The 18910-nt window shown below is 61.6% G+C and carries 16 protein-coding genes; all 16 read right to left on the reverse strand.

Annotated features, from left to right (window positions below; all coding sequences use genetic code 11):
* Positions 1-27: 27 nt before the first annotated feature.
* Positions 28-612, reverse strand: a complete 585-nt coding sequence (locus JZM60_RS01465; RefSeq protein ID WP_207163782.1) for a chemotaxis protein CheB — start codon at positions 610-612, stop codon at positions 28-30.
* The gene (locus JZM60_RS01470; protein WP_207163783.1) at positions 590-1432 is read right to left on the reverse strand and encodes a CheR family methyltransferase; all 843 of its coding nucleotides are present in this window, start codon (positions 1430-1432) and stop codon (positions 590-592) included. Before JZM60_RS01470 ends, JZM60_RS01465 begins: the two co-directional genes overlap by 23 nt.
* A 2-nt stretch (positions 1433-1434) precedes the next feature.
* A complete protein-coding gene (locus JZM60_RS01475; RefSeq protein ID WP_207163784.1) occupies positions 1435-5067 on the reverse strand; it encodes a response regulator in 3633 nt (1210 codons plus the stop codon).
* 175 nt (positions 5068-5242) lie between these two features.
* Complete coding sequence (locus JZM60_RS16815) at positions 5243-5374, reverse strand: hypothetical protein (RefSeq protein ID WP_277603774.1); 132 nt, start codon at positions 5372-5374, stop codon at positions 5243-5245.
* Between the two features lie 53 nt (positions 5375-5427).
* Positions 5428-7299 carry an aldehyde ferredoxin oxidoreductase C-terminal domain-containing protein gene (locus JZM60_RS01480; protein ID WP_207163785.1) on the reverse strand — a complete coding sequence of 624 codons (1872 nt, stop codon included), beginning with the start codon at positions 7297-7299 and terminating at the stop codon, positions 5428-5430.
* A gap of 148 nt (positions 7300-7447) precedes the next feature.
* A complete protein-coding gene (locus JZM60_RS01485) occupies positions 7448-7918 on the reverse strand; it encodes a TolC family protein (protein ID WP_338148864.1) in 471 nt (156 codons plus the stop codon).
* 68 nt (positions 7919-7986) lie between these two features.
* Positions 7987-9108, reverse strand: coding sequence for an ABC transporter permease (locus JZM60_RS01490; RefSeq protein WP_207163786.1), 1122 nt, complete (start codon positions 9106-9108; stop codon positions 7987-7989).
* Positions 9109-9110: 2 nt separating this feature from the next.
* The gene (gene rbbA / locus JZM60_RS01495; RefSeq protein WP_277603775.1) at positions 9111-11927 is read right to left on the reverse strand and encodes a ribosome-associated ATPase/putative transporter RbbA; all 2817 of its coding nucleotides are present in this window, start codon (positions 11925-11927) and stop codon (positions 9111-9113) included.
* A complete protein-coding gene (locus JZM60_RS01500) occupies positions 11891-12964 on the reverse strand; it encodes an HlyD family secretion protein (protein WP_207163787.1) in 1074 nt (357 codons plus the stop codon). Before JZM60_RS01500 ends, rbbA begins: the two co-directional genes overlap by 37 nt.
* A 37-nt stretch (positions 12965-13001) precedes the next feature.
* The gene (locus JZM60_RS16820) at positions 13002-13133 is read right to left on the reverse strand and encodes a hypothetical protein (protein WP_277603776.1); all 132 of its coding nucleotides are present in this window, start codon (positions 13131-13133) and stop codon (positions 13002-13004) included.
* A gap of 51 nt (positions 13134-13184) precedes the next feature.
* Positions 13185-13805 carry a PqiC family protein gene (locus JZM60_RS01505; protein ID WP_207163788.1) on the reverse strand — a complete coding sequence of 207 codons (621 nt, stop codon included), beginning with the start codon at positions 13803-13805 and terminating at the stop codon, positions 13185-13187.
* Positions 13806-13807: 2 nt separating this feature from the next.
* A complete protein-coding gene (locus JZM60_RS01510; RefSeq protein WP_207163789.1) occupies positions 13808-14803 on the reverse strand; it encodes an MlaD family protein in 996 nt (331 codons plus the stop codon).
* Positions 14800-15606, reverse strand: coding sequence for an ABC transporter ATP-binding protein (locus JZM60_RS01515; protein ID WP_207163790.1), 807 nt, complete (start codon positions 15604-15606; stop codon positions 14800-14802). Before JZM60_RS01515 ends, JZM60_RS01510 begins: the two co-directional genes overlap by 4 nt.
* Before the next feature lie 3 nt (positions 15607-15609).
* Positions 15610-16752, reverse strand: coding sequence for an MlaE family ABC transporter permease (locus tag JZM60_RS01520; protein WP_207163791.1), 1143 nt, complete (start codon positions 16750-16752; stop codon positions 15610-15612).
* Between the two features lie 103 nt (positions 16753-16855).
* Complete coding sequence (locus JZM60_RS01525; RefSeq protein WP_207163792.1) at positions 16856-17620, reverse strand: MlaA family lipoprotein; 765 nt, start codon at positions 17618-17620, stop codon at positions 16856-16858.
* Positions 17604-18908 (reverse strand): alpha/beta hydrolase, encoded by a 1305-nt coding sequence (locus JZM60_RS01530; RefSeq protein WP_207163793.1) that lies wholly within the window; start codon positions 18906-18908, stop codon positions 17604-17606. Before JZM60_RS01530 ends, JZM60_RS01525 begins: the two co-directional genes overlap by 17 nt.
* Between the last annotated feature and the right edge of the window lie 2 nt (positions 18909-18910).

Genomic DNA, 18910 nt, shown 5'->3' on the forward strand with positions numbered 1-18910 from the left:
GGGCCAACTCTTTCCAGCCAGCCCGTATCACGACATTGCCAACCTGACCAGAAGCGGTGCTATCTGCTGCAGCGGCACGATGTAATCCGGAGACGCCGCATCTATGGCGCTTCTCGGCATGCCGTCGGCAATGGCGCCCGCCGGTTCCTGAACCACCGTCACCCCCCCGGCGTCCCTTATCCGCCTGAGCCCGTTGCTTCCGTCGCTTCCCACCCCGGTCATCACGACACCGATGAGTCCGGCGCCGAAGACACTGGCCGCGGACTCGAACAGCACATCCACCGACGGCCGGGCAAACATGACCGGCGGGTCCACCGACAGGGAGAGGCTCCCGTCCTTCTCCACCTGAAGATGATAGTTGGGAGGAGCCAGGTACACCGTCCCCGCTACCGCCGCCTCCATCTCGTCGGCCTCCTTGACCCTGATGGCGCACTGTTCGTCCAGAAGTAGCGCAAGGCCATTGCCGGATTCCAGCGAAATGTGGGCGACGACCATGACCGGCAGCGGGAAGTCGGCAGGCAGGGCGCTGATTACCAGTTCCAGCGCTTCCACGCCACCGGACGAGACGCCGGCAACCACTGCACGGAATTTACCGCTGCTGTTCCTGTCCATAGCTTTTCCGGTAGATTCTCATCCTCGGCACCATCTCGGCGTAGCGCGCTTCGATCCCCCTGCCGCTGAGAGCCTCCTTGAGACCGAGGCAGAGAAACGCTCCCGGCATGAGACAGGTGTCAAAAAGGCCCAGGACCCTCTCCTTGAGGGCCGGCTTGAAATATATGAGTACATTTCGGCAAAGAATCAGGTGCATTTCCCCGAAATCAGAGTCAACCGCCAGGTTGTGGGAGGCAAAGACGATTCGGTCCCGCAGGGACTTCATCATGATTGCATAGTCATAGCGGGCCGAGTAGTAATCCGAAAACGCCCCCATGCCGCCGGACAGCTGGTAGTTCCGGGTGTAGCGCTGCATCTCCTTCAAGGGAAATATCCCATCCCTGGCATTCTGGAGAACTTCATCGTTGATGTCGGTGGCATACATCCTGAAGCGTCCCTTCAGCCCTTCTTCTTCGAGGAGTATGGCAAGGGAGTATGCCTCCTCGCCCGAAGCGCAGCCGGCATGCCATACCTTGACGAAGGGATAGGTTTTCAGGTGCGGCACCACATGCTCCCGCAGCGCCTTGAAAAATGCGGGGTCCCTGAACATCTCCGACACGTTGACCGTAATCCCCCGCAGGAGCGAGCCGAAGACCTCCCGGTCGCGCAGCACGGCCCCCTGGGCGGCGGAGAGGCTCGGATAGCCGCTGGAGACGAACCACTGGGCAATCCTGCGCCTGATGGATGCCTCGGAATAATCGGTAAAATCGTATCCGTACACCTGACGGATCCCCGTCAGGAGCAGACGTATCTCTATATCGAAGAGCTCTTCCGGTTCCATGGTCAGCGCCCGTAGAGCCATACCCGCAATAGCGAAAACAGTCTTTCCATGTCCACCGGTTTCTGGATGTAGTCGCTGGCCCCGGCCTTGAGGCACTCGTCGCGATCCCCCTTCATGGCCTTTGCAGTAAGGGCGATGATGGGGAGGCCGGCAAACCGCGGATCCTTACGTATCATGCGGGTCGCCTCGAAACCGTCCATCTCCGGCATCATCACATCCATCAGCACGGCATCCATATCGGGGTTTTCGTTGAGGCGGTCAAGGGCTTCCCTGCCGTTTTCCGCCTCGAAGACGACGATCTTCTTCTCCGAGAAAACGCTGGAGAGTGAGAATATATTGCGCATGTCGTCATCCACAATGAGGACGTTCTTCCCGGCGAGCATCGCTTCGTTGTCGAGGGCAGTGGTGATCATCCGCTTCTTCTCGGGCGCTATGCCGCTCTCCACGAAATGCAAGAAGAGCGAGACCTCGTTGAGAAGCCGTTCCGGGCTCTTCACCCCCTTGATGATAATGCTCTCGGCATAATGGCGCAGCCGCAGTTCCTCTTCCCGGGACAGGTCGCGGCCGGAGTGGATAATCACAGGGATTCGGCCGCCTTCGTCCAGGGAATGGATTTTCTCCAGCACCTCGAATCCCGACATGCCGGCAAGGCCCAGGTCGAGCACGATACAGTCGAACTGCCCGGCAGACAGGAGCCCGATGGCCTCATGGCCGGTCTCGGCAACCGTAATGGCCACATCCCGCCCCCCCAGCAGCGCCTCCATGCTCTTTGCCTCAGCCCTGTCATCTTCGACAATCAGGAGCTTTTTCACGCTTTTGGCCAGAGACTGCTCGATGGTGCCGAACACCTCGTCCAGCTGTTCACTCGTCACCGGCTTGGTCACGAATCCGATGGCGCCCATGCTCATCGCCTTCTGGCGGTCTTCCAGGCAGGTAAGGAAATGCACCGGAATATGCCGTGTTCTCAATCTGTCCTTCAGGCTCCTCATGACCCCCCAGCCATCCAGATGGGGAAGCATGACATCAAGGATGATGGCGCTCGGCAGATAATGGTCGGCAAGGGCGATTCCGCTCTCCCCGTCCCCCGCCACCAGCACCGAAAAGCCCCGGGCGCGCACCATGTCCATCAGGATTGCGGCAAAGGAGAGATCATCCTCGATGATCAGGATGCTTTTCTCCCCAGGCTGAAGTCTATCGCGGTCATCCGCCAGCACCGGGGCAGGCGACACGAATTCTGCCGGTGGAGACGGTCTTTCGCCCGGTCCGACTTCCAGGGGCAATTCGGGAATCACCACCGCCGCAGCCGCCAGGTTGCAATAAGCCACAAGGGGAAGATACAGGGTAAATACGCTTCCGCTTCCTTCCGCGCTTTCGAGGCGGACATCGCCATTGAGCCCGCGGGCGAGCTGTCTTGAAATGGAAAGCCCCAGGCCGGTCCCGCCGAACTTCCGGCTCGTCGTTCCGTCAGCCTGCTGGAACGCCTGAAAGATGTGTTCGTGTTTTGCGGCGGGAATGCCGATCCCGGTGTCGGAGACGGCGAAGGCAACGGCCGGGACGGGGAGCGGGTTCGCGGCCGGTGCCGGCACATGGGCCCTCACGGCCACCCGCCCCTCCTGGGTGAATTTGCAGGCATTGGAAATGAGGTTTTTCAGTATCTGCTGGGTCCGCAACCCATCGGTGGTCATCTCTTCCGGAACGCCGTCTTCGATGGTGAGATCGAAGCCGAGCCCACGCTGCTCCGCAAGGGGAGTGAAAGTCGTGCGGAGCTGGTTGAGAAGGGGGCGAATTGCGAATTTCTCGTAATTGAACTCCAGCTTGCCCGACTCGATTTTGGCGAGGTCGAGGATGTCGTTGATAAGGACCAGCAGGTCGTTGCCGGAGCTGTTTATGATGGATGCATACTCAACCTGCTTTTCCGACAGATTGCCGTCCCGGTTCTCCTTCAGCAGGGACGAAAGGATCATCAGGCTGTTGAGGGGGGTCCGCAATTCATGGGACATATTGGCCAGGAATTCCGACTTGTAGGCACTTATCCGCTCCAGCTCTTCCGCTTTGAGCTGCAAAGCCCGGCTCGACTCCTCGACCTCGCGGTTCTTGGAGCGGATCTGCTCCCGCTGCTGTTCCAGCATCTGGGCCCGCTCCTCAAGCTCTTCGTTGCTCTGTTGCAGCTCTTCCTGCTGGACCCGAAGTTCCTCGGCCTGGGTCTGGGTCTGTTCGAGCAACTCGTCCACAAGCTTCCTCGCCCTGTTGACGCTGATTCCGATGGCAAGCCCTTCCCGTGCCCGCTGGAGGAACTCCATCTCCAGGTCCGTAAACTCCCTGAATGAACCCAGCTCCACGACTCCAACGAGATGGTCGTTATAAAGCAGCGGCACGGCGGCTATATTGAGGGGCTTCGCCTCGCCGATGGCCGAGCTTATGGGAAGATAGTCGAAGGGCACATCGGTGAGGCGGATGATTCTTTTGTCCCTGGCGGCCTCGCCGGCCAGCCCTTCTCCAAGGGCAAAACGCTCGTTCAGCCCCTTCCGGCGCGAGATAGCATAGGTGGCGGCAATCTCCAGTTCGCTGCCATCATCATTATAGAGATAAAGCGCACCCACCCCGGCTCCCAGGTATTCGCAGAGGAAGGAAAGGCTCTTGTTCGCCATCTCATCAAGCCGCCGGTCACCCCGCAAAATTTCGTTAAGCTCATTGGCGCCGCTCTTCAGCCAGTCTCTTTTGTGCTCATCCTCCCTGGTCCGGCGGAGCGACACCGTCATCCGTGAAAAAGCGGCGTCCAGGGAAGTCTGAATCTCGCTCATGCCGGCAACCGCCCGGATAAGCATCCCCCCCTCGTCCCGGCCGGTGGTTTCAGGGTCAATGCGAAACTGTTCCGAAATCCGGATATCCCGGCTCAGGTCGCCGGCAGCTATGGCCTCCACGACCCGGGCCTTTTCCACGCCCGCCTCCTCCATCCTCCGCACGGCGCCTAGAACCAGCCGGATGGGATTGGTGACGCTGCGCGTAATAAAAAATGCCATGGACAATGCTATGGCCACCGCGCTGAGGAGCAGAGTGACAAGCCACCGGCGGATATTGCCGTAGCTGTCTTTCCCATTTTCCAAATGGTCGTGCCCCTCTTCGATAATGTGCAGCGTAAGTTCCTTGGTTAAGGTCTCGACATTGGTAAAGAGCGCCCGCAAGCGCTCATTGTCATCGGCAAGGGTCCCGTAGCCGACACCGGCATCGATGGCAGCCTTGAGCCTCTGCGTCTCGACCATGTACTCCTTGGAAGCAGTGGTGACTTTTGTCAGGAAGCGGTGCTCGGGGGCATGGACCGAGTATTTGGCAAACGCCGCCATGGACTCGTTGATCTCCACCGCTTCATGATTGAGCTTGATTGCCAATTCCTTACGCCGCTTCTGGTTATCCATAATATAGTTCAGGAAGGTTCGTCGATGCTGCTGGTGGTGGCGCTCGATCATTGCCGCCGCCTCAATGCTGGGGATCAGGTGGTCGTGCATGGCATCCAAGTGCGACTTGAGCTGTGTCAGCCCCGTCACTCCGAAATAGCCGATCAGGCAACTGAAGGCAATAATCGTCCCGTAACCGAGAAGGAGTTTGTTTCCAATCTTCAGATCCGAGTACCACCCCATGAATCTCCCCCCATATAGAAGACATGCCGCGCAAGAATGCAGAATCTTAAATTTATCACATACTATGCAAGGAATAAACCATACAAGCAGTAACAGCGCCGGAATAAAAAAAAGCCCGCCGGAAAATGCGGGCTTTGGTATTTGGCGCTGTGCCGTTAAAGTCCTTTCAAGTGCGCTAGTGCTTGAAAAGCAGGTGGATCAGGTTGATCGGCCAGTCCGGATGGGGTTCCCTGGCGAGAACATACAGTGCCAACACAATGGCAACCAACGCTATGACCACATAAAAAGCCAGCCTCAAAGCTTTCACGTCGCATCTCCCTTCTTCGGATATTCCCAAGCGTTAAATCACGTACATGCCTGTCAGAAAAATTCCCGCAGGCTTTCATCGATCCCCTTGAGGGTCTCATACCAGAAGTCCCTGGCAGCCTCCACCCGGTCCGTCTCGAACTTTTCGAGCCAGGCCCCCAGTTCGGGACGCCCGTCGTTATCCACCTCCTTTTTCCGTTTCAGGAAGGTGTGCAGATAATCGATGTCCCGCGCCGATTCCCAGAATATGGGGCTGTTGCGGCTGTTAAGACGGCTCGCCAGGACGTCGATGGAGCGCAGGAACCGCTCGCGGCTGTCATAGAGGGACCCCATGACCTCGGGAAGGAGTTCCTCCGCCCAACCCCGGTGGAAGCGGCAGATCCCCAGGTTATCGAGAATAAGCTCCTTCTTCATGCGCTCTGCGCACATCCTCCCCAGGGTCCGCGGGGGGACGAAATCGAAACTGTAAATCATGTAGTACTTTCCCATAATGGCCATGGGGGCAAGGGCTCCGGAAACCCAATACTGGTTCGGCACCATCCACCCCCTTCTGCTGAAGGCGATGTAGACAAGCCGGTCATGGAGCGCCGTCCCCTTGGCGCGGGAATGGATGCGGCTCCATTTGCGCACCCCCTCCCCGAAGTCGAGGATTCCCCGACGCTCCAGTATGGCATCGATCAACTCGCATCCCAGGTCAGCGTTGTGCATGGAGTCGTTGACCAGGTCGAAGGAGGCCGTATCCCACCGGGGCGCCCTGGTCACCCCCAGTTCTTCCGGCGTCAGCATCCCGGACTCCAGAAGGTCCATGAGCCAAGCAAGCACCCCCCCGCCGGAGATGGCGTCGAACCCCATGGCGTCGCAATGGTGGTTGAGCTTCTCCGCGGCGCGCTGGTCGAATATGCCGCAGAGGGGGCCCATGGTCTGGTAGGGCTCGTAATCCTTCTTGTAGGCGCCGTTCATCTTCTTGCAGACGGCGGCGCAGGGCTCGCCGCAGGTGGCCTGCTGCCGGTTGGTTATTGTTTCTTCGTTGAACTGCTTGAGGTAGTGGCCGACGATGAACTTCCGGTGCAGGTCGGCGCGCTCATCTTCCGTCTGGTAGATGGTGCGGTAGTTGAACGCCATAATCCGCCCGCCCATGGTGGCATAGTTCACCCCGAAGGTGCCGCCGGTATCGAATTTCTCGTCGTAGCGGTACTTGGTGGTCACCTCCAGGTCCTTCTGCATGAGCCTCAGGTTGTATTTGTTCTTGAACCATTCGTCGGCCACCTTGTGGTCCCGGAAGTCTTCATCGGCCGCCGTGCCGCCGTAGATTACCGCCACGATGCCGTGCTCCCGCACCATGGCGCTGCCGAAGCCGCCGCGACCGGCCCAGGTGTCCACGTAACTGATCTTTCCATTGTTGATGGGGACCGACATGATCCCCCCCATGTCGGTACGGAGGGCCGCCGGGCCGGTGGCGAGAATGCGGGGGTCCTTTTCGTAGCGGGAGGCGAACATGCCGTGGACCCGGTCCGTGAGGGAGTAAACGCCCGTGCGCCCTTCCCTCCAGACAGCCTCCGCGTCGACGGGAACCACCTCCACCTCGATCTCCTCCCCATGGTTGCGGTTCAGGTAGAGGACCGATGGAACCGGAGCCCTGCCGGTGAGGCTGAGCATGTTCACGCCCAGGTTGTTGAAAACCAGCCCGGCGCCCCCCATGGAGCTGATGTAATACCCCTGCCAGCAGGGGGAAAAACCGGTCACCACCATCCGGTTCGATCCCGGAAAGATGGAGCCGGCAAAGATGCCGACCCCGAAATTGAGGCTCCGGTACTTTTCAGCCAGATGAATCCCCAGGTCCACCGGTCCGAAGTAGCGGTCGAAACCGTATTTTTTCGTTTTGTAAAAGCCGGTGGCGGCATCGACCAGAAGCACCCTTTGATACATAGGTTTCGCTCCTTCTTCATTCACCTGTCGGCAAAGGATATGTGCCGCGGCTTCCCAATGCGGCCGATGTGACACAGGCCTGTGAGAGTGATGGTTGGAATCGTATGAGACAAATCGTCATAAAGAGGAAGCCGTGCTATCACCCTTGTCAACCCGATGGCGGCAACACTGCCCTGACAACTATACCACTGAAGCAGAGATTTCTCCTACCCGATAACACCACCTTGTAGAGAGTCGCCACGTTGAGGAGGCGGACAAAGCGGACACCTATAAGATTCTGCTGGGCGCCGTAGAGGGCACGCTGGGAATCAAGCATCTGGAGGTAGTTGTCGACTCCCTTTTCGTACCGTGCCTGGTAGAGGCGGTTGCTCTCGGAGGTGGCGTCGGTGAGGGACTGCTGGGCCGAGAGTTGATCGTCGATGGTGCCCCGTTGGACCAGGGCATCGGCCATCTCCAGAAAGGCGGTCTGGATAGACTTCTCATACTGGGCCACGGCGATGTCGCGGTCTACCTCCGCCACCTTGAGGGTGGCCTGGTTCGCTCCGGCGGCAAAGATCGGCAGCGTTATCCGCGGCGCGAAGTTCCAAGTGAAGGAATTCCCTGAGAAGAGTCCCGTCAACCCATCGCTCCGAAACCGACGCTTTAACGCATGGTAATGCGGGGGAAGAAGTTGGCCAGGGCCAGGGGTCACGCCATCGTCCCGATGGTCTTGCGGAAGCGCGCCAGAGATACGGCAAACAGTACCGCTCCGATCAGGAGAAGAGAGACAAACTGGGGCCAAATCACCGCAAACCCCGCCCCCCGGTAGAGGATTGACTGGGCCAGCATGACGAAATGGGTGTTGGGAGCTGCCAGCATCACGGCCTGAACAAAGCTGGGCATGCTCTCCCGGGGTGTGGTCCCCCCTGAAAGGATCTGCAGCGGCAGGAGGATCAGCATCATCAGGAGCCCGAACTGGGGCATGGAGCGGGCAAGGGTGCCGAGAAAAATCCCCAAGGAAGTGGTTGCGAACAGGTGCAGGGCCGTGCCGGCCAGGAACAGGGGGATGGAGCCCTCAATGGGTACCCCGAGGAGCCCCTGGACCACGAAGAGGAGCGAGCAGGCCGTTGCCGTGAGCACCACTAGAGCCATGGCCCACACCTTGCCCGTCATGATCTCGAAAGGGGTCACCGGCATGACCAGGAGGTGCTCGACCGTACCGTGCTCACGTTCGCGGAGAAGCGCCGCGCCGGTGAGAATTATCGAAAGCATGGTGACGTTGTCGATGACCTTCATGACCCCCCCGAACCACGATTTGTTCAGCTCCGGGTTGAACCGCGCCCGCAGACTCAGATCCACCGCAGGGGCACGGTTCGAGCGGTACCCCTGGAGGAACCCCCCGATCTCGCTGGCGATAATGGTCTGGATGTGGCCATTGCCGGTGAAAGCTTGGCTCATGCGGGTGGCATCCACGTTGAGCTGGATCTCCGGAGAGCGGCCGGCCAGCACGTCGCGCTGAAAATCGGGGGGGATGTCGATGGCGAAGGTATCGATACCGGCATCCATCCGGGCATCCATCTCGGCCCTGTCGATGAGAACCGGTGGGACGAACTGGGGGGGATAGAAGGCATCGACGATGCGCTGGGAGAGCTGGGAGTGGTCCTCGTCCACGATGGCAATAGGGGCCTTGTGGAGGGTTTCGGGCATAGCCGTGGCGCCGGAGTAGATGGCAAAGGTGAAGGCATAGACGATCAGGATGAGCATGATGGGGTCCCGCAGCAAGCTGCGGAGCTCTTTGATGCCAAGATGGAGAATGTTCGCGGGCCGCATGGTCAGTGCTCCTGTTTCCTGAGCAGCGCTCCCCCCAGCCCGATCAGGATGGGGACGGCCAGTGCCAGGGAGAGGAACGAAGCGTGGAGATCGGAGAAATCGAGCCCCTTGGAAAAGGTACCCCGGGCGATGGTCAGGAAATGGGTGGTGGGATATGCCTTGCCGATCACGGCCCCAGCCCCCTCCAGAGAGGAGACCGGATCGATCATGCCGGAGAACTGGACCGCCGGCAGGAGGGTCAGGAGCGCCGTACCGAAAAGTGCGGCGATCTGGCTCCGCATGAAGGTGGAGATCACCAGCCCCAGGGCGGTGGCTGCGACCACGTAGAGGAGCGCGGCCACAGCAAGGGCGGGGAAACTCCCTTTGAGAGGGACCCGGAACACGAAGACGGCCAGGACGGTCAGGAGGAGGAAGTTGAGCATGGCCAGGGCCACGTAGGGGATCTGCTTGCCGAGAAGGAACTCCAGCCGGGTGACCGGGGTGACATAGAGGTTCACGATGGAGCCCAGTTCCTTTTCCCGCACCACGGACAGGGCGGTCAGCATGGCCGGAATCATCATGAGCAGCAGCGGAATGACTGCCGGCACCATGGCCGGCAGGCTTTTCACATCGGGGTTGTAGCGGAAGCGGGTTTCGATGGTGGCCGCCCCGGCCGCAGAGGAGCCCACCGTATGCTGCCGCGCCAGGGCCGACAGCCACTGCGCGTGCATCCCCTGCACATAGCCGCGCACAGTCTCGGCGCGGGTGGGCATGGCGCCGTCGATCCAAGCCCCCACGGCCACCGGAGTCCCCCGGAGCAGGTCGCGGCCGAAGCCGGGGGGAATCTCTATGGCCAGGCTGATCTCGCCGGCCCGCATGCGCCGGTCCAGATCGGCGTAATCGGTGATGGGGGGGCGCTCGCTGAAGTAGCGGGAACCGGCGAGGTTCAGGGCATAGTCGCGGCTAAGGGTGGTCTGGTCCCGGTCGAGGACCGCGAAGGAGAGGTCTTCCACGTCCAGGCTGATGCCGTATCCCATGACGAACATGAGGATTGCGCTCCCCAAGAGCGCCAGTGTCAGGCGGATCGGGTCCCGGAGCAACTCCAGGGCCTCCCGCCGGGTGTAGCTGAACAAGCGGCGCAGGCTGAAGAAACCGCTGTCTGCATCCACGGCGGGTACCGCCGGCGCCCCCACCGGTGCGACAGCAGCAGCCGTCTCGCCGGCCGTTTCCGGCAGGCCTTCAGGTACTTCTCCGGCCGCCTCCTCCAGGTAGCCGATGAACGCCTCCTCCAGCGTCTCCACCCCCCGCTTTTCGATCAGGGCCGCCGGCGCGTCGCTCACCAGCACCCGCCCCGCGTGCATCAGCGAGATCCGGTCGCAACGCTCGGCCTCGTTCATAAAGTGGGTGGAGATGAAGATGGTGACCCCGTCCCGCCGCGCCAAGTCGACCATGATCTGCCAGAAACCGTCGCGGGCCACCGGATCGACCCCCGAGGTAGGCTCATCCAAGATCAGCATCTCCGGGCCGTGGATCATGGCCACCGCCAGGGAAAGACGCTGGCGCCGCCCCAGGGGCAGGGCATCGGGGAGGCTCTCCATCACCTCCGTCAGCCCGAATCGCTCCGACATCTCCTTCACCCGGGCCGGGATACCTTCTTCCGGCAGCCTGAAGAGACGGGCGTGGAGCACCAGGTTCTGCCACACCGTCAGCTCGCCGTAGAGGGAGAAAGACTGGGTCATGTAGCCGACCCGCCGGCGGGTATCGATGTCATGAGGGTCCACGGGGCGGCCGAAGAGCCACGCCTCCCCTTCGCTGGCCGGCAGGAGACCGGTCAGCATCTTCATGGTGGTGGTCTTGCCGCAGCCGTTGGAGCCGAGAAAGCCGAAGATCTCCCCCCGCCCGATACGGAAGCTCACGTGGTCGACGGCTGTGAACTCGCCGAAGCGCATGGTGAGGTCGTGGGCCTCGATGGCTGCCTCGGCGGAAACACCCACCTCCCGGGGGGGAATCACTACAGGCCGATAGCCTTCCCGCTGGGAGGGGGGAAGAAGGGCTATGAACGCCTCCTCCAGGGTGGCGGTGCCGGTCTGGGCCAGGAGTTCGGGCGGAGAGCCAGTGGCCAGGACCCGGCCGGCGTTCATAGCCACCAGCCAGTCGAAACGGGCCGCCTCTTCCATGTAGGCGGTGGCCACCAGCACGCTCATCCTTGGCCGTTTGGCGCGGATGCGGTCGATGAGCTCCCAGAATTGGCGGCGCGACAGGGGATCGACGCCGGTGGTGGGCTCGTCCAGGACCAGAAGATCAGGGTCGTGAATCAGGGCGCAGCACAGACCCAGCTTCTGCTTCATGCCGCCGGACAGCTTGCCCGCCGGCCGGTCGGAAAAAGGCTCAAGGCCCGTTGCCCGCAACAGCTCAAAGATGCGGCGCTCCCGCTCCCGGCGGCCGTGGCCGAAAAGGCGGGCGAAGAAATCGGCATTCTCGAAGACCGACAGGGTAGGATAGAGATTCCTGCCGAGCCCCTGGGGCATGAAGGCCACCCGGGGGCAGACTGTGCGCCGGTGGCCGCGGTCGGCCATGCTTCCCCCGAGCACCTCCACGACACCGAACCGGATCGCCCGGGAGCCAGCAATGAGCGAAAAAAGACTCGATTTTCCCACCCCGTCGGGACCGATGAACCCGACCATGCAGCCGGCGGGGATATCTAGGTAGATATCCTCAAGCGCCGGGGTCTTGCCGTAGCGGAGGCCAACCCCCGTCAACCGAACCACGGGGCGGGGGGCGGCGGCTGCCGGCTCCCGCGCGTTCATTGCACGAGCCCTGTTGCCAGGCGTTCCGGCCATGGAGTAGCGGCATCGAGCCGCACGTAGGCCATGCCGGGAAGCCCGGTCTTAACCCGGGTGATGTGCTTTTTGAGGAGTTCCACGGGGATCTGGGCCCGGACGCGGAACATCAGTTTCTCCCGTTCGTTGGCCGTCTCCACGGTCTTGGGGGTAAACTGGGCCACGTCGGAAATGAACGACACCCTGGCGGGAATCACATAGCCGGGAGCGGCATCCAGTACCAGCCGCACCTCGGTTCCGAGCGCAACCTTCCCTGCCGCAGCAGTAGGCAGGAAAAACGTCATGTAAACATCGCTCAAATCGACAAGGCTGAGAACCCGTCCGCCGGCGCCTACCACCTCGCCCAACTGGGCGACCTTATACTGGACCCGGCCATCACGGGGGGCCTTGAGGGCGCTATCCCTGATATCCGCCTGGATCCGCTCAATGGTGGCTCGGGCGGCGTCGACCATGGATCCCGCCCCCATCACCCGGGTGCGGGCCGTTGCAATGGCAGCCTCGGCGGCGGCAACCTGGGCCCGGGCCGAACTTACGGCGGCTACGGCGCTTTGGAATCCCGTATAGTCATCATCGGTTTCCTGCTGGGACATGGCTCCTTTTGCTGCAAGCTCAGACGAACGCTCCCACCGTTTGCGGGCATTGACGAGCTCCGCCTCCCGCTGCCTGACCGCCGCCACCGCCACCGCTTTCTCGCTTTCCCGCTGGGCCAGTTGACTGCGCTCCGTGGCGATGGAGGTCTGCATCTGGCGGTAGTACGCCTCGGCCTCCCGGAGCTGGGCTTCGAGGACTTCCGTGTCCATGACCGCCACCACCTGACCGGCGGTAACGAAATCCCCCTCGCTCACCAGTATCTCCCCGACCCGGCCGGCAGTCTTGGCGGCCACGTCGATCTCCACGGCCTCGATGCGGCCGTTGCCGCTGACCAGCCCCTTGTCCTTATCGCTCCCGCCGAACTTCTGCCATGCGACAACACCCAGAACCGTCAGCGCCAGCACCCCGGAAATCCGGATCAGCCATTTTCCCCATTGGCCAGCCATGAGAAACTCCTTTCTCTGCTCCAGGAAGCCGGGAGGCTCAATGCCTGAGCAGGAGGTGAATCAGGTTGATGGGCCAATCGGGGTGCGGCTCTCTGGTTAACACATACAGGGCAATCATTACGGCGAACAGAGCGACGATTACATAGAGAGCTATTCTGGCTGGTTTCACGGCATCTCCTTTCACATTTCAGGTAGTACCGGGCTTCTCCGATCGCCTCGGTCACTTCCCCACAGCATCGGCAACGGTTCCGATTTCCATGGCAATCCGCCGGCTCAGGCCGGCAAGGGCGCGGCTCATGGCATCGGCAGTGGCCCCATAGCCCGATCCCCGTAGCGGCTCGGTGATCGAGGCTTCCCCAGATGCACGTACGGTGTTCGGTCCCCCGCCGAAGAGTACCCAGGAGGCATTCAACACCACCGGCCCCTCGGTTGGGCCGTCGAAACGGGTGATGGTGAGCTGGACTCGGCAATCCAGGGCTGAAGCCTCCAGCCACGGCAGGACCACGTACCTGCCGTGGGGCAACAGTTCCCCCATGTTCTCCACGAACACCCGGGTCACCTCGTCGCCGAGTGGACTGCCCCAACGGTCGAGTTCCGCGCGGCTTACAGTATTCGGCCCGCTCCGGGTGGTGATGCCGGGGTGGTACAGGTAGCCGGCCAGGGTGACAGGGCCGATACCGAGGACCTTACTCGGCTGGCCGACGGAGGGACGCCCCCTGCCGCCGGAGCTGGCAAGGGAGGAAAGGGTATAGAAGCGTGCCGGCGGCGTACTCCCGCAGGCGGCACAATAGATGGCTGCATAGACAAAAAGAGCGCAGCATGCCGCAGAACGAAGCATCATCTTCACTTCTCCTCGACAGTGGTTTTCCCCCGGAGCAGGGCCTCGGGGTGACGGTCCAGATAATCGACCAGAGCACCGAGGGAACGGGATGCCTCCCCCATGTCTTTGAGCGCGTGCCGGAGCTGGTAGAGGGAACGCTCGTCCGATGCGGCGCTACGGACCGCATCGAGGGTCTCGTCTAATGTGCGCAGCGACGTCCGTGCCTGGGCCAGCGTCTCGTTGAGGTTTTTCATCGTTTCGGCCGGTGCCCCTTCCTCGAAGGCCAGCACCCGGTCGGCATGCCTGATGGTGGAGGTGGCCGCGCCGATGGCCCCCCGGGCATCGGCGGACAGGAGCGCCACCTCCCGGTCGATACTCTTGAGAAGCGTCCTCATGTCGGCGGCCGCCAGGTTCAGGGAGCGGGGAGTCTCCTGCATATGGGGGGAGTTGAGCAGCCGCTCCAGTCCTCCCACCACAGCGTTCGCCCTTTCCACGAGCTGCCGGAGAGGGAGTTCCCCGATCCTTCGGGTAAGGTCCTCGGCGGTGGACGGGATGGTGGGAATCTGGGGGTAACCGGTGTCATCGGAGACGAAACGGGCCAGCTTGTCGGGGTGAAAATCGAAATCCACCATAAGCTGCCCCGTAAGAAGACTCTGGGCCTGTAACTGGGCCCTCAGCCCCCGGTCGATGAGGGGCTTGTAGTAATTGGTGGAATCGGCCGTCCCGTCCGTCATGTTGAACCTGTCCACTTCGATTTCCGCCACGACCGGCACCTTGAACGTCATGTCATGCAGGTTTCCCTGGAGGACGATATCAACCACAGAGCCGACCTTTACCCCCCGGAAAACCACAGGGGCGCCCACTGAGAGTCCCTTGACGGAGCCGTCGAAGTACATGACGAATTTCTTCGTGGAGGAAAAAAGCTTGCCCGAGCCGAAGACCGCAACCCCTGCCACCACCAGGCAGATGCCCCCCAGGACGAACGCGCCGATGAGCGCCTTGCTGGCCTTGATACTCATGGAGCCGAATCTCCCTTCAATCCTGTCCCGGCGAGCTCCGCCGCGCCTCTGGTCAGGAAACTCCGGATCCGGGGGTCGCCTGACTCCGCCAGGAGCCGTTTGGGGTCGCCATCCGCAATCATGGTCTTTGCCTCGGCGTCGAGAAAGACCGAATTGGTGCCGATGGCGAAGATGCTCGGCAACTCGTGGGTGACGACCACAACCGTGGCGCTGAGGCTGTCCCGAAGCTCCATGATCAGGTCGTCCAGCAGTCGGGAGCTGATGGGGTCGAGCCCGGCCGATGGCTCGTCGAAAAAGAGGATATCGGGGTCGAGGGCCATGGCCCGGGCCAGCCCGGCCCGCTTCTTCATACCGCCGCTGATCTCGCTGGGGTAGTACTCTTCGAAACCGGCCAATCCCACCAGGGCCAGCTTGAAGGAGACCAGGTCCGCAATCTCCGCCCGGGAGAAAGCTGTGTACTCCTCCAAGGGCAGGGCCACGTTCTCCGCCAGGGTCATGGAACTCCAGAGGGCACCGCTCTGGTAGAGGATCCCGAAGCGGCGCATGACCAGCTGCCGCTCGTCGGGCGGCAGATCCCAGAAATCGGTCCCGTCATAGGTAATCCGGCCCAGGGCCGGCTGCTGGAGTCCGATCAGATGCCGCAGCAGCGTGCTCTTGCCGCAGCCGCTCCCCCCCATGATAATGAAGATGTCACCCCGGTTGACGGTAAAGGTGAGATCCCGCTGGATAACCCGGTCACCGTAGGCCATGGTCAGGTTGTCGACCCCGATGGCCGGATGTGAAGGTTCGGCAGAGGCTGTCATGGCTCATATCCCCAGGATGTTGCAGATGACCGTGATGACCGCCGTGGCCACGACGATGCTGACGATGCCGGTGACCACCGCCGAGGTGGCGGCATCCCCCACGGACGAGGCGCTCCGCCCGCACTGGATTCCTCGCAGGCACCCCGCCAGGGCCACCAGCACGCCGAATACGCCGCTATGGAAGAGGCCGACCCAGAAGTCCTTGAGCCGCACCGCCTTTTTCGTCATGGTGATGTATTCCGTCACATTCAGATCGAGCATGAGGACGCCGACGGCGAGCCCTCCCAGGATTCCCATGAGGTCGGCGTAGAGACACAGCAGCGGCATCATGAGAACCAGCGCCACAACCCTTGGGAGAACGAGGAATTCCACCGGCGAGATGCCGAGGGTGGCCAGGGCATCGATCTCCTCGTTCACCTGCATGGTCCCAAGCCGGGCGGCAAAGGCGGCGCCGGTGCGCCCCGCCATGATGATGCCGGCCATGATGGCCCCCATGATCCGGACAATCCCGATCCCCACAAGGCTCGCCACGTAAATCTGAGCACCGAACATGGAGAGCTGCACCGCCCCCACGAAGGCCAGGATCAGCCCCACCAGAAAGCTGATGAGGGAGACAATGGGAAGGGCCTGGGCTCCGCACTCCTGCATGACCGCCAGAAGCTCCGAACGACGGAAACGGGCCCGGCCGGTCAGGAGACGGCCGCAGGCGACCGTGACCTCGCCGAGAAACGCACTCATCTCTACCATGCCCTTCCACGCGCCGATGGCGCGGTCGGCGATTCGCTCCAGAAACGGCGGACGGCTACCCCCATGGGCCGGGGGCCGCTCGGGAACTGCCGTGGCCAAGGAGAGAAGCCGCCGGGCCCCCTCGGGGAGATTCCCGCCGTCGAAGGCCACCCCCCGCCCGTCGCAGAGCGCCTTCACCCTGATCAGGAAGGTAATGAGGCCGCTGTCCCAGCGTCCCAGTTCACCGGTCTCGAACAGGAACCGGGCCGCGGTGGCAGCAGCAAGTTCATCCTCCACCGCCCCAGGCGACAGGGGCAGGCTCCCCGCCAGCCAGTCGCCTTCCAGCCGCAGATGGAGCGTCCCGTCCGCCGAACGTGCGAGAGGATTCCGTTCCCTGGTCGATCCTGTGTGGTCCGGCATAATCGATTCCACCCTACCGCCGTGCTTCATCCGGTCGGTAATGAGCGGCAGAGTTGCGGAGAACTCTGCCGTCAGGCATCGGCGACGGCGTCCCCTCTCTTCCTCAATTGGCCACGTCGTTCTCCCGTTGCATGGTGTAAAGCATCCGCAGCAGATCATACTCGAACGGAGAGCCGGTCTGGCGATAGCGGAAGGGTATCCTGTGCCGCTTGTCCACGGAGGACGTTGCGGTATAGGCCGTGTTTATGGCGGAGTCGTTGACCCAGGCGGCGGGGCCGACCAGGTTGAAGGCTGCCGTGCCGGCAACGAGCCCGGCAGTATCCCGGACATTGGACGGCCCCAGAATCGGAAGTACGATGTACGAGCCGTTGCCCGCCCCGTAATGGCCGAGGGTCTGGCCGAAATCCTCGGGATGGCGTTCGAGCCCCCACTTGCTTGCGGGGTCCCATAGTCCGGCGACTCCGGCCGTTGAGTTGACCAGGACGCGACCGAGGGTGATGCCGGCAGCCTTGAATTTGAGCTGCAACAGGTTATTGGTGAAGTTGCCGACATCGCCGATGTTGTCGATGGCCCCGGACACCCGGTCCTCGGCATAGTCCGGCATGATGAATTCGTACGTCCGGACTACCGGGCGCATGAAGTACTCGTCAAAATAGTAGTTGTAGCGATAGGTCCCGCGGTTGAACCCCTCCATGGAATCGCTCACGTCGAGCATCTGGGGCTTGTCCCCCTTCACTGTCGATTCAAACGTACGCTTGGGAGGGGGGGTGCCGGGAGCGACTTCGGGAAGGGTGCTGCATCCGCACAGAAAAAGCAGGGCCGGCAGAGTAATCATCGCTAACGAGCGCCGTTCATGGATTATTCCCATGGCCGTCCTCCTTTCCGGTCAGGAAACCGATCATGGCAGTGACCACATCGGGATGGAACATGTTTCCCATGTGCCCGCCGGTGGGAAATATCCGCGCCCGATCGCCGAACACCTCCTGCAGGTAGCCGATATCGCCGGGCGCCAGGATGATGTCGTCCTCGTTGTGGACCAGGCCTATCTTGCCCGCGCTTTTCAGGTATGGCTCAATGCTGCGCAGGCTCATGCGCTCCAGGAGGGCTTGGCGGGTCAGGCCCGGCTCCTTCGCCTGAATGCTGGGTAAGAACCATTCGTTGAAATAGTCGATGAACCTGGTATTGAAAGAGACGATGGCGTAGCGGGTAAGGGATGTCGTGGCGGTCAGTTTCGCATTTTTCGGGATTATGTAGCCGCCGCCGTTCATGACGTCGGCCGTAAAAATCATGTTGGCGGCGCTCATGCGGAAGGTAAGACCGATGAGAGCGGCGAGTTTCTCCTCGCTGGGAGGGAGCCGCTTGTAGGTGTTGTACAGGAACTCTCCGCTGAGCCCCCCCGGTTCCATCCCTTTGGTGACGGACGCGAATTCGGCAAAGACGCTGCGGAACCACGGATCGAACTTCCCCATGCCGCCGGGAACGTTATCCACCAGCAACTGATCCAGAGCTGAAACGGAATCATAGAGGCTGACCGGCGGATTAATGAGGAGCACCTTGCTGAAATTGAAGCGCTTTTCCTCCTCGTCGAGCTTGGCGACGAACGCCGCATTGAAGGCGCCGAGACTGTAGCCGGTGAGAGCGAAGCCCGACACGTCGATCTTGTCCCGCACCTTCTCGTAGGCAAGCTTCATGACCCGGTAGAGATCGTTGGCATCGTCCAGGGAATCACCGGGAAGCCCGGCAGATGCATTGACCACAAAATCCATATGGGTCGGCGAGGTTATGGAAATGACGTGGAATCCCCCCTGGTAGAAGGCCTTCTGGAGCTTCTTCATGCGTGGCGTGTCGTGGTTCGCGCCGGTACCGGCAATGACGAAGATGAGCGGAGCCCTGTGATTCTGACGGGCAATGCTGCAAACCAGCCCGTTTTCGTACCAGAAAACCCCGGGTATCTCACGTTTCGGGAATACCCGCAGGGTAAACTCCCTGGCAGGAATTTCTTCCGGCAGTTTTGCTTCAAAAGCTTTGGGCAACTCCATGACGGTTGCCTCATAGGGGTTGACGAACGGATAGAAATAGGGCTGTGGCTCCGCCCCGGCATTATGGGCCGGGCAGAAGCAGCCCAGCAGGAAAATCAGCGCGAGAAGCCGCATCATCG

The sequence above is a fragment of the Geobacter benzoatilyticus genome, from assembly GCF_017338855.1.
GTDB lineage: Bacteria > Desulfobacterota > Desulfuromonadia > Geobacterales > Geobacteraceae > Geobacter > Geobacter benzoatilyticus.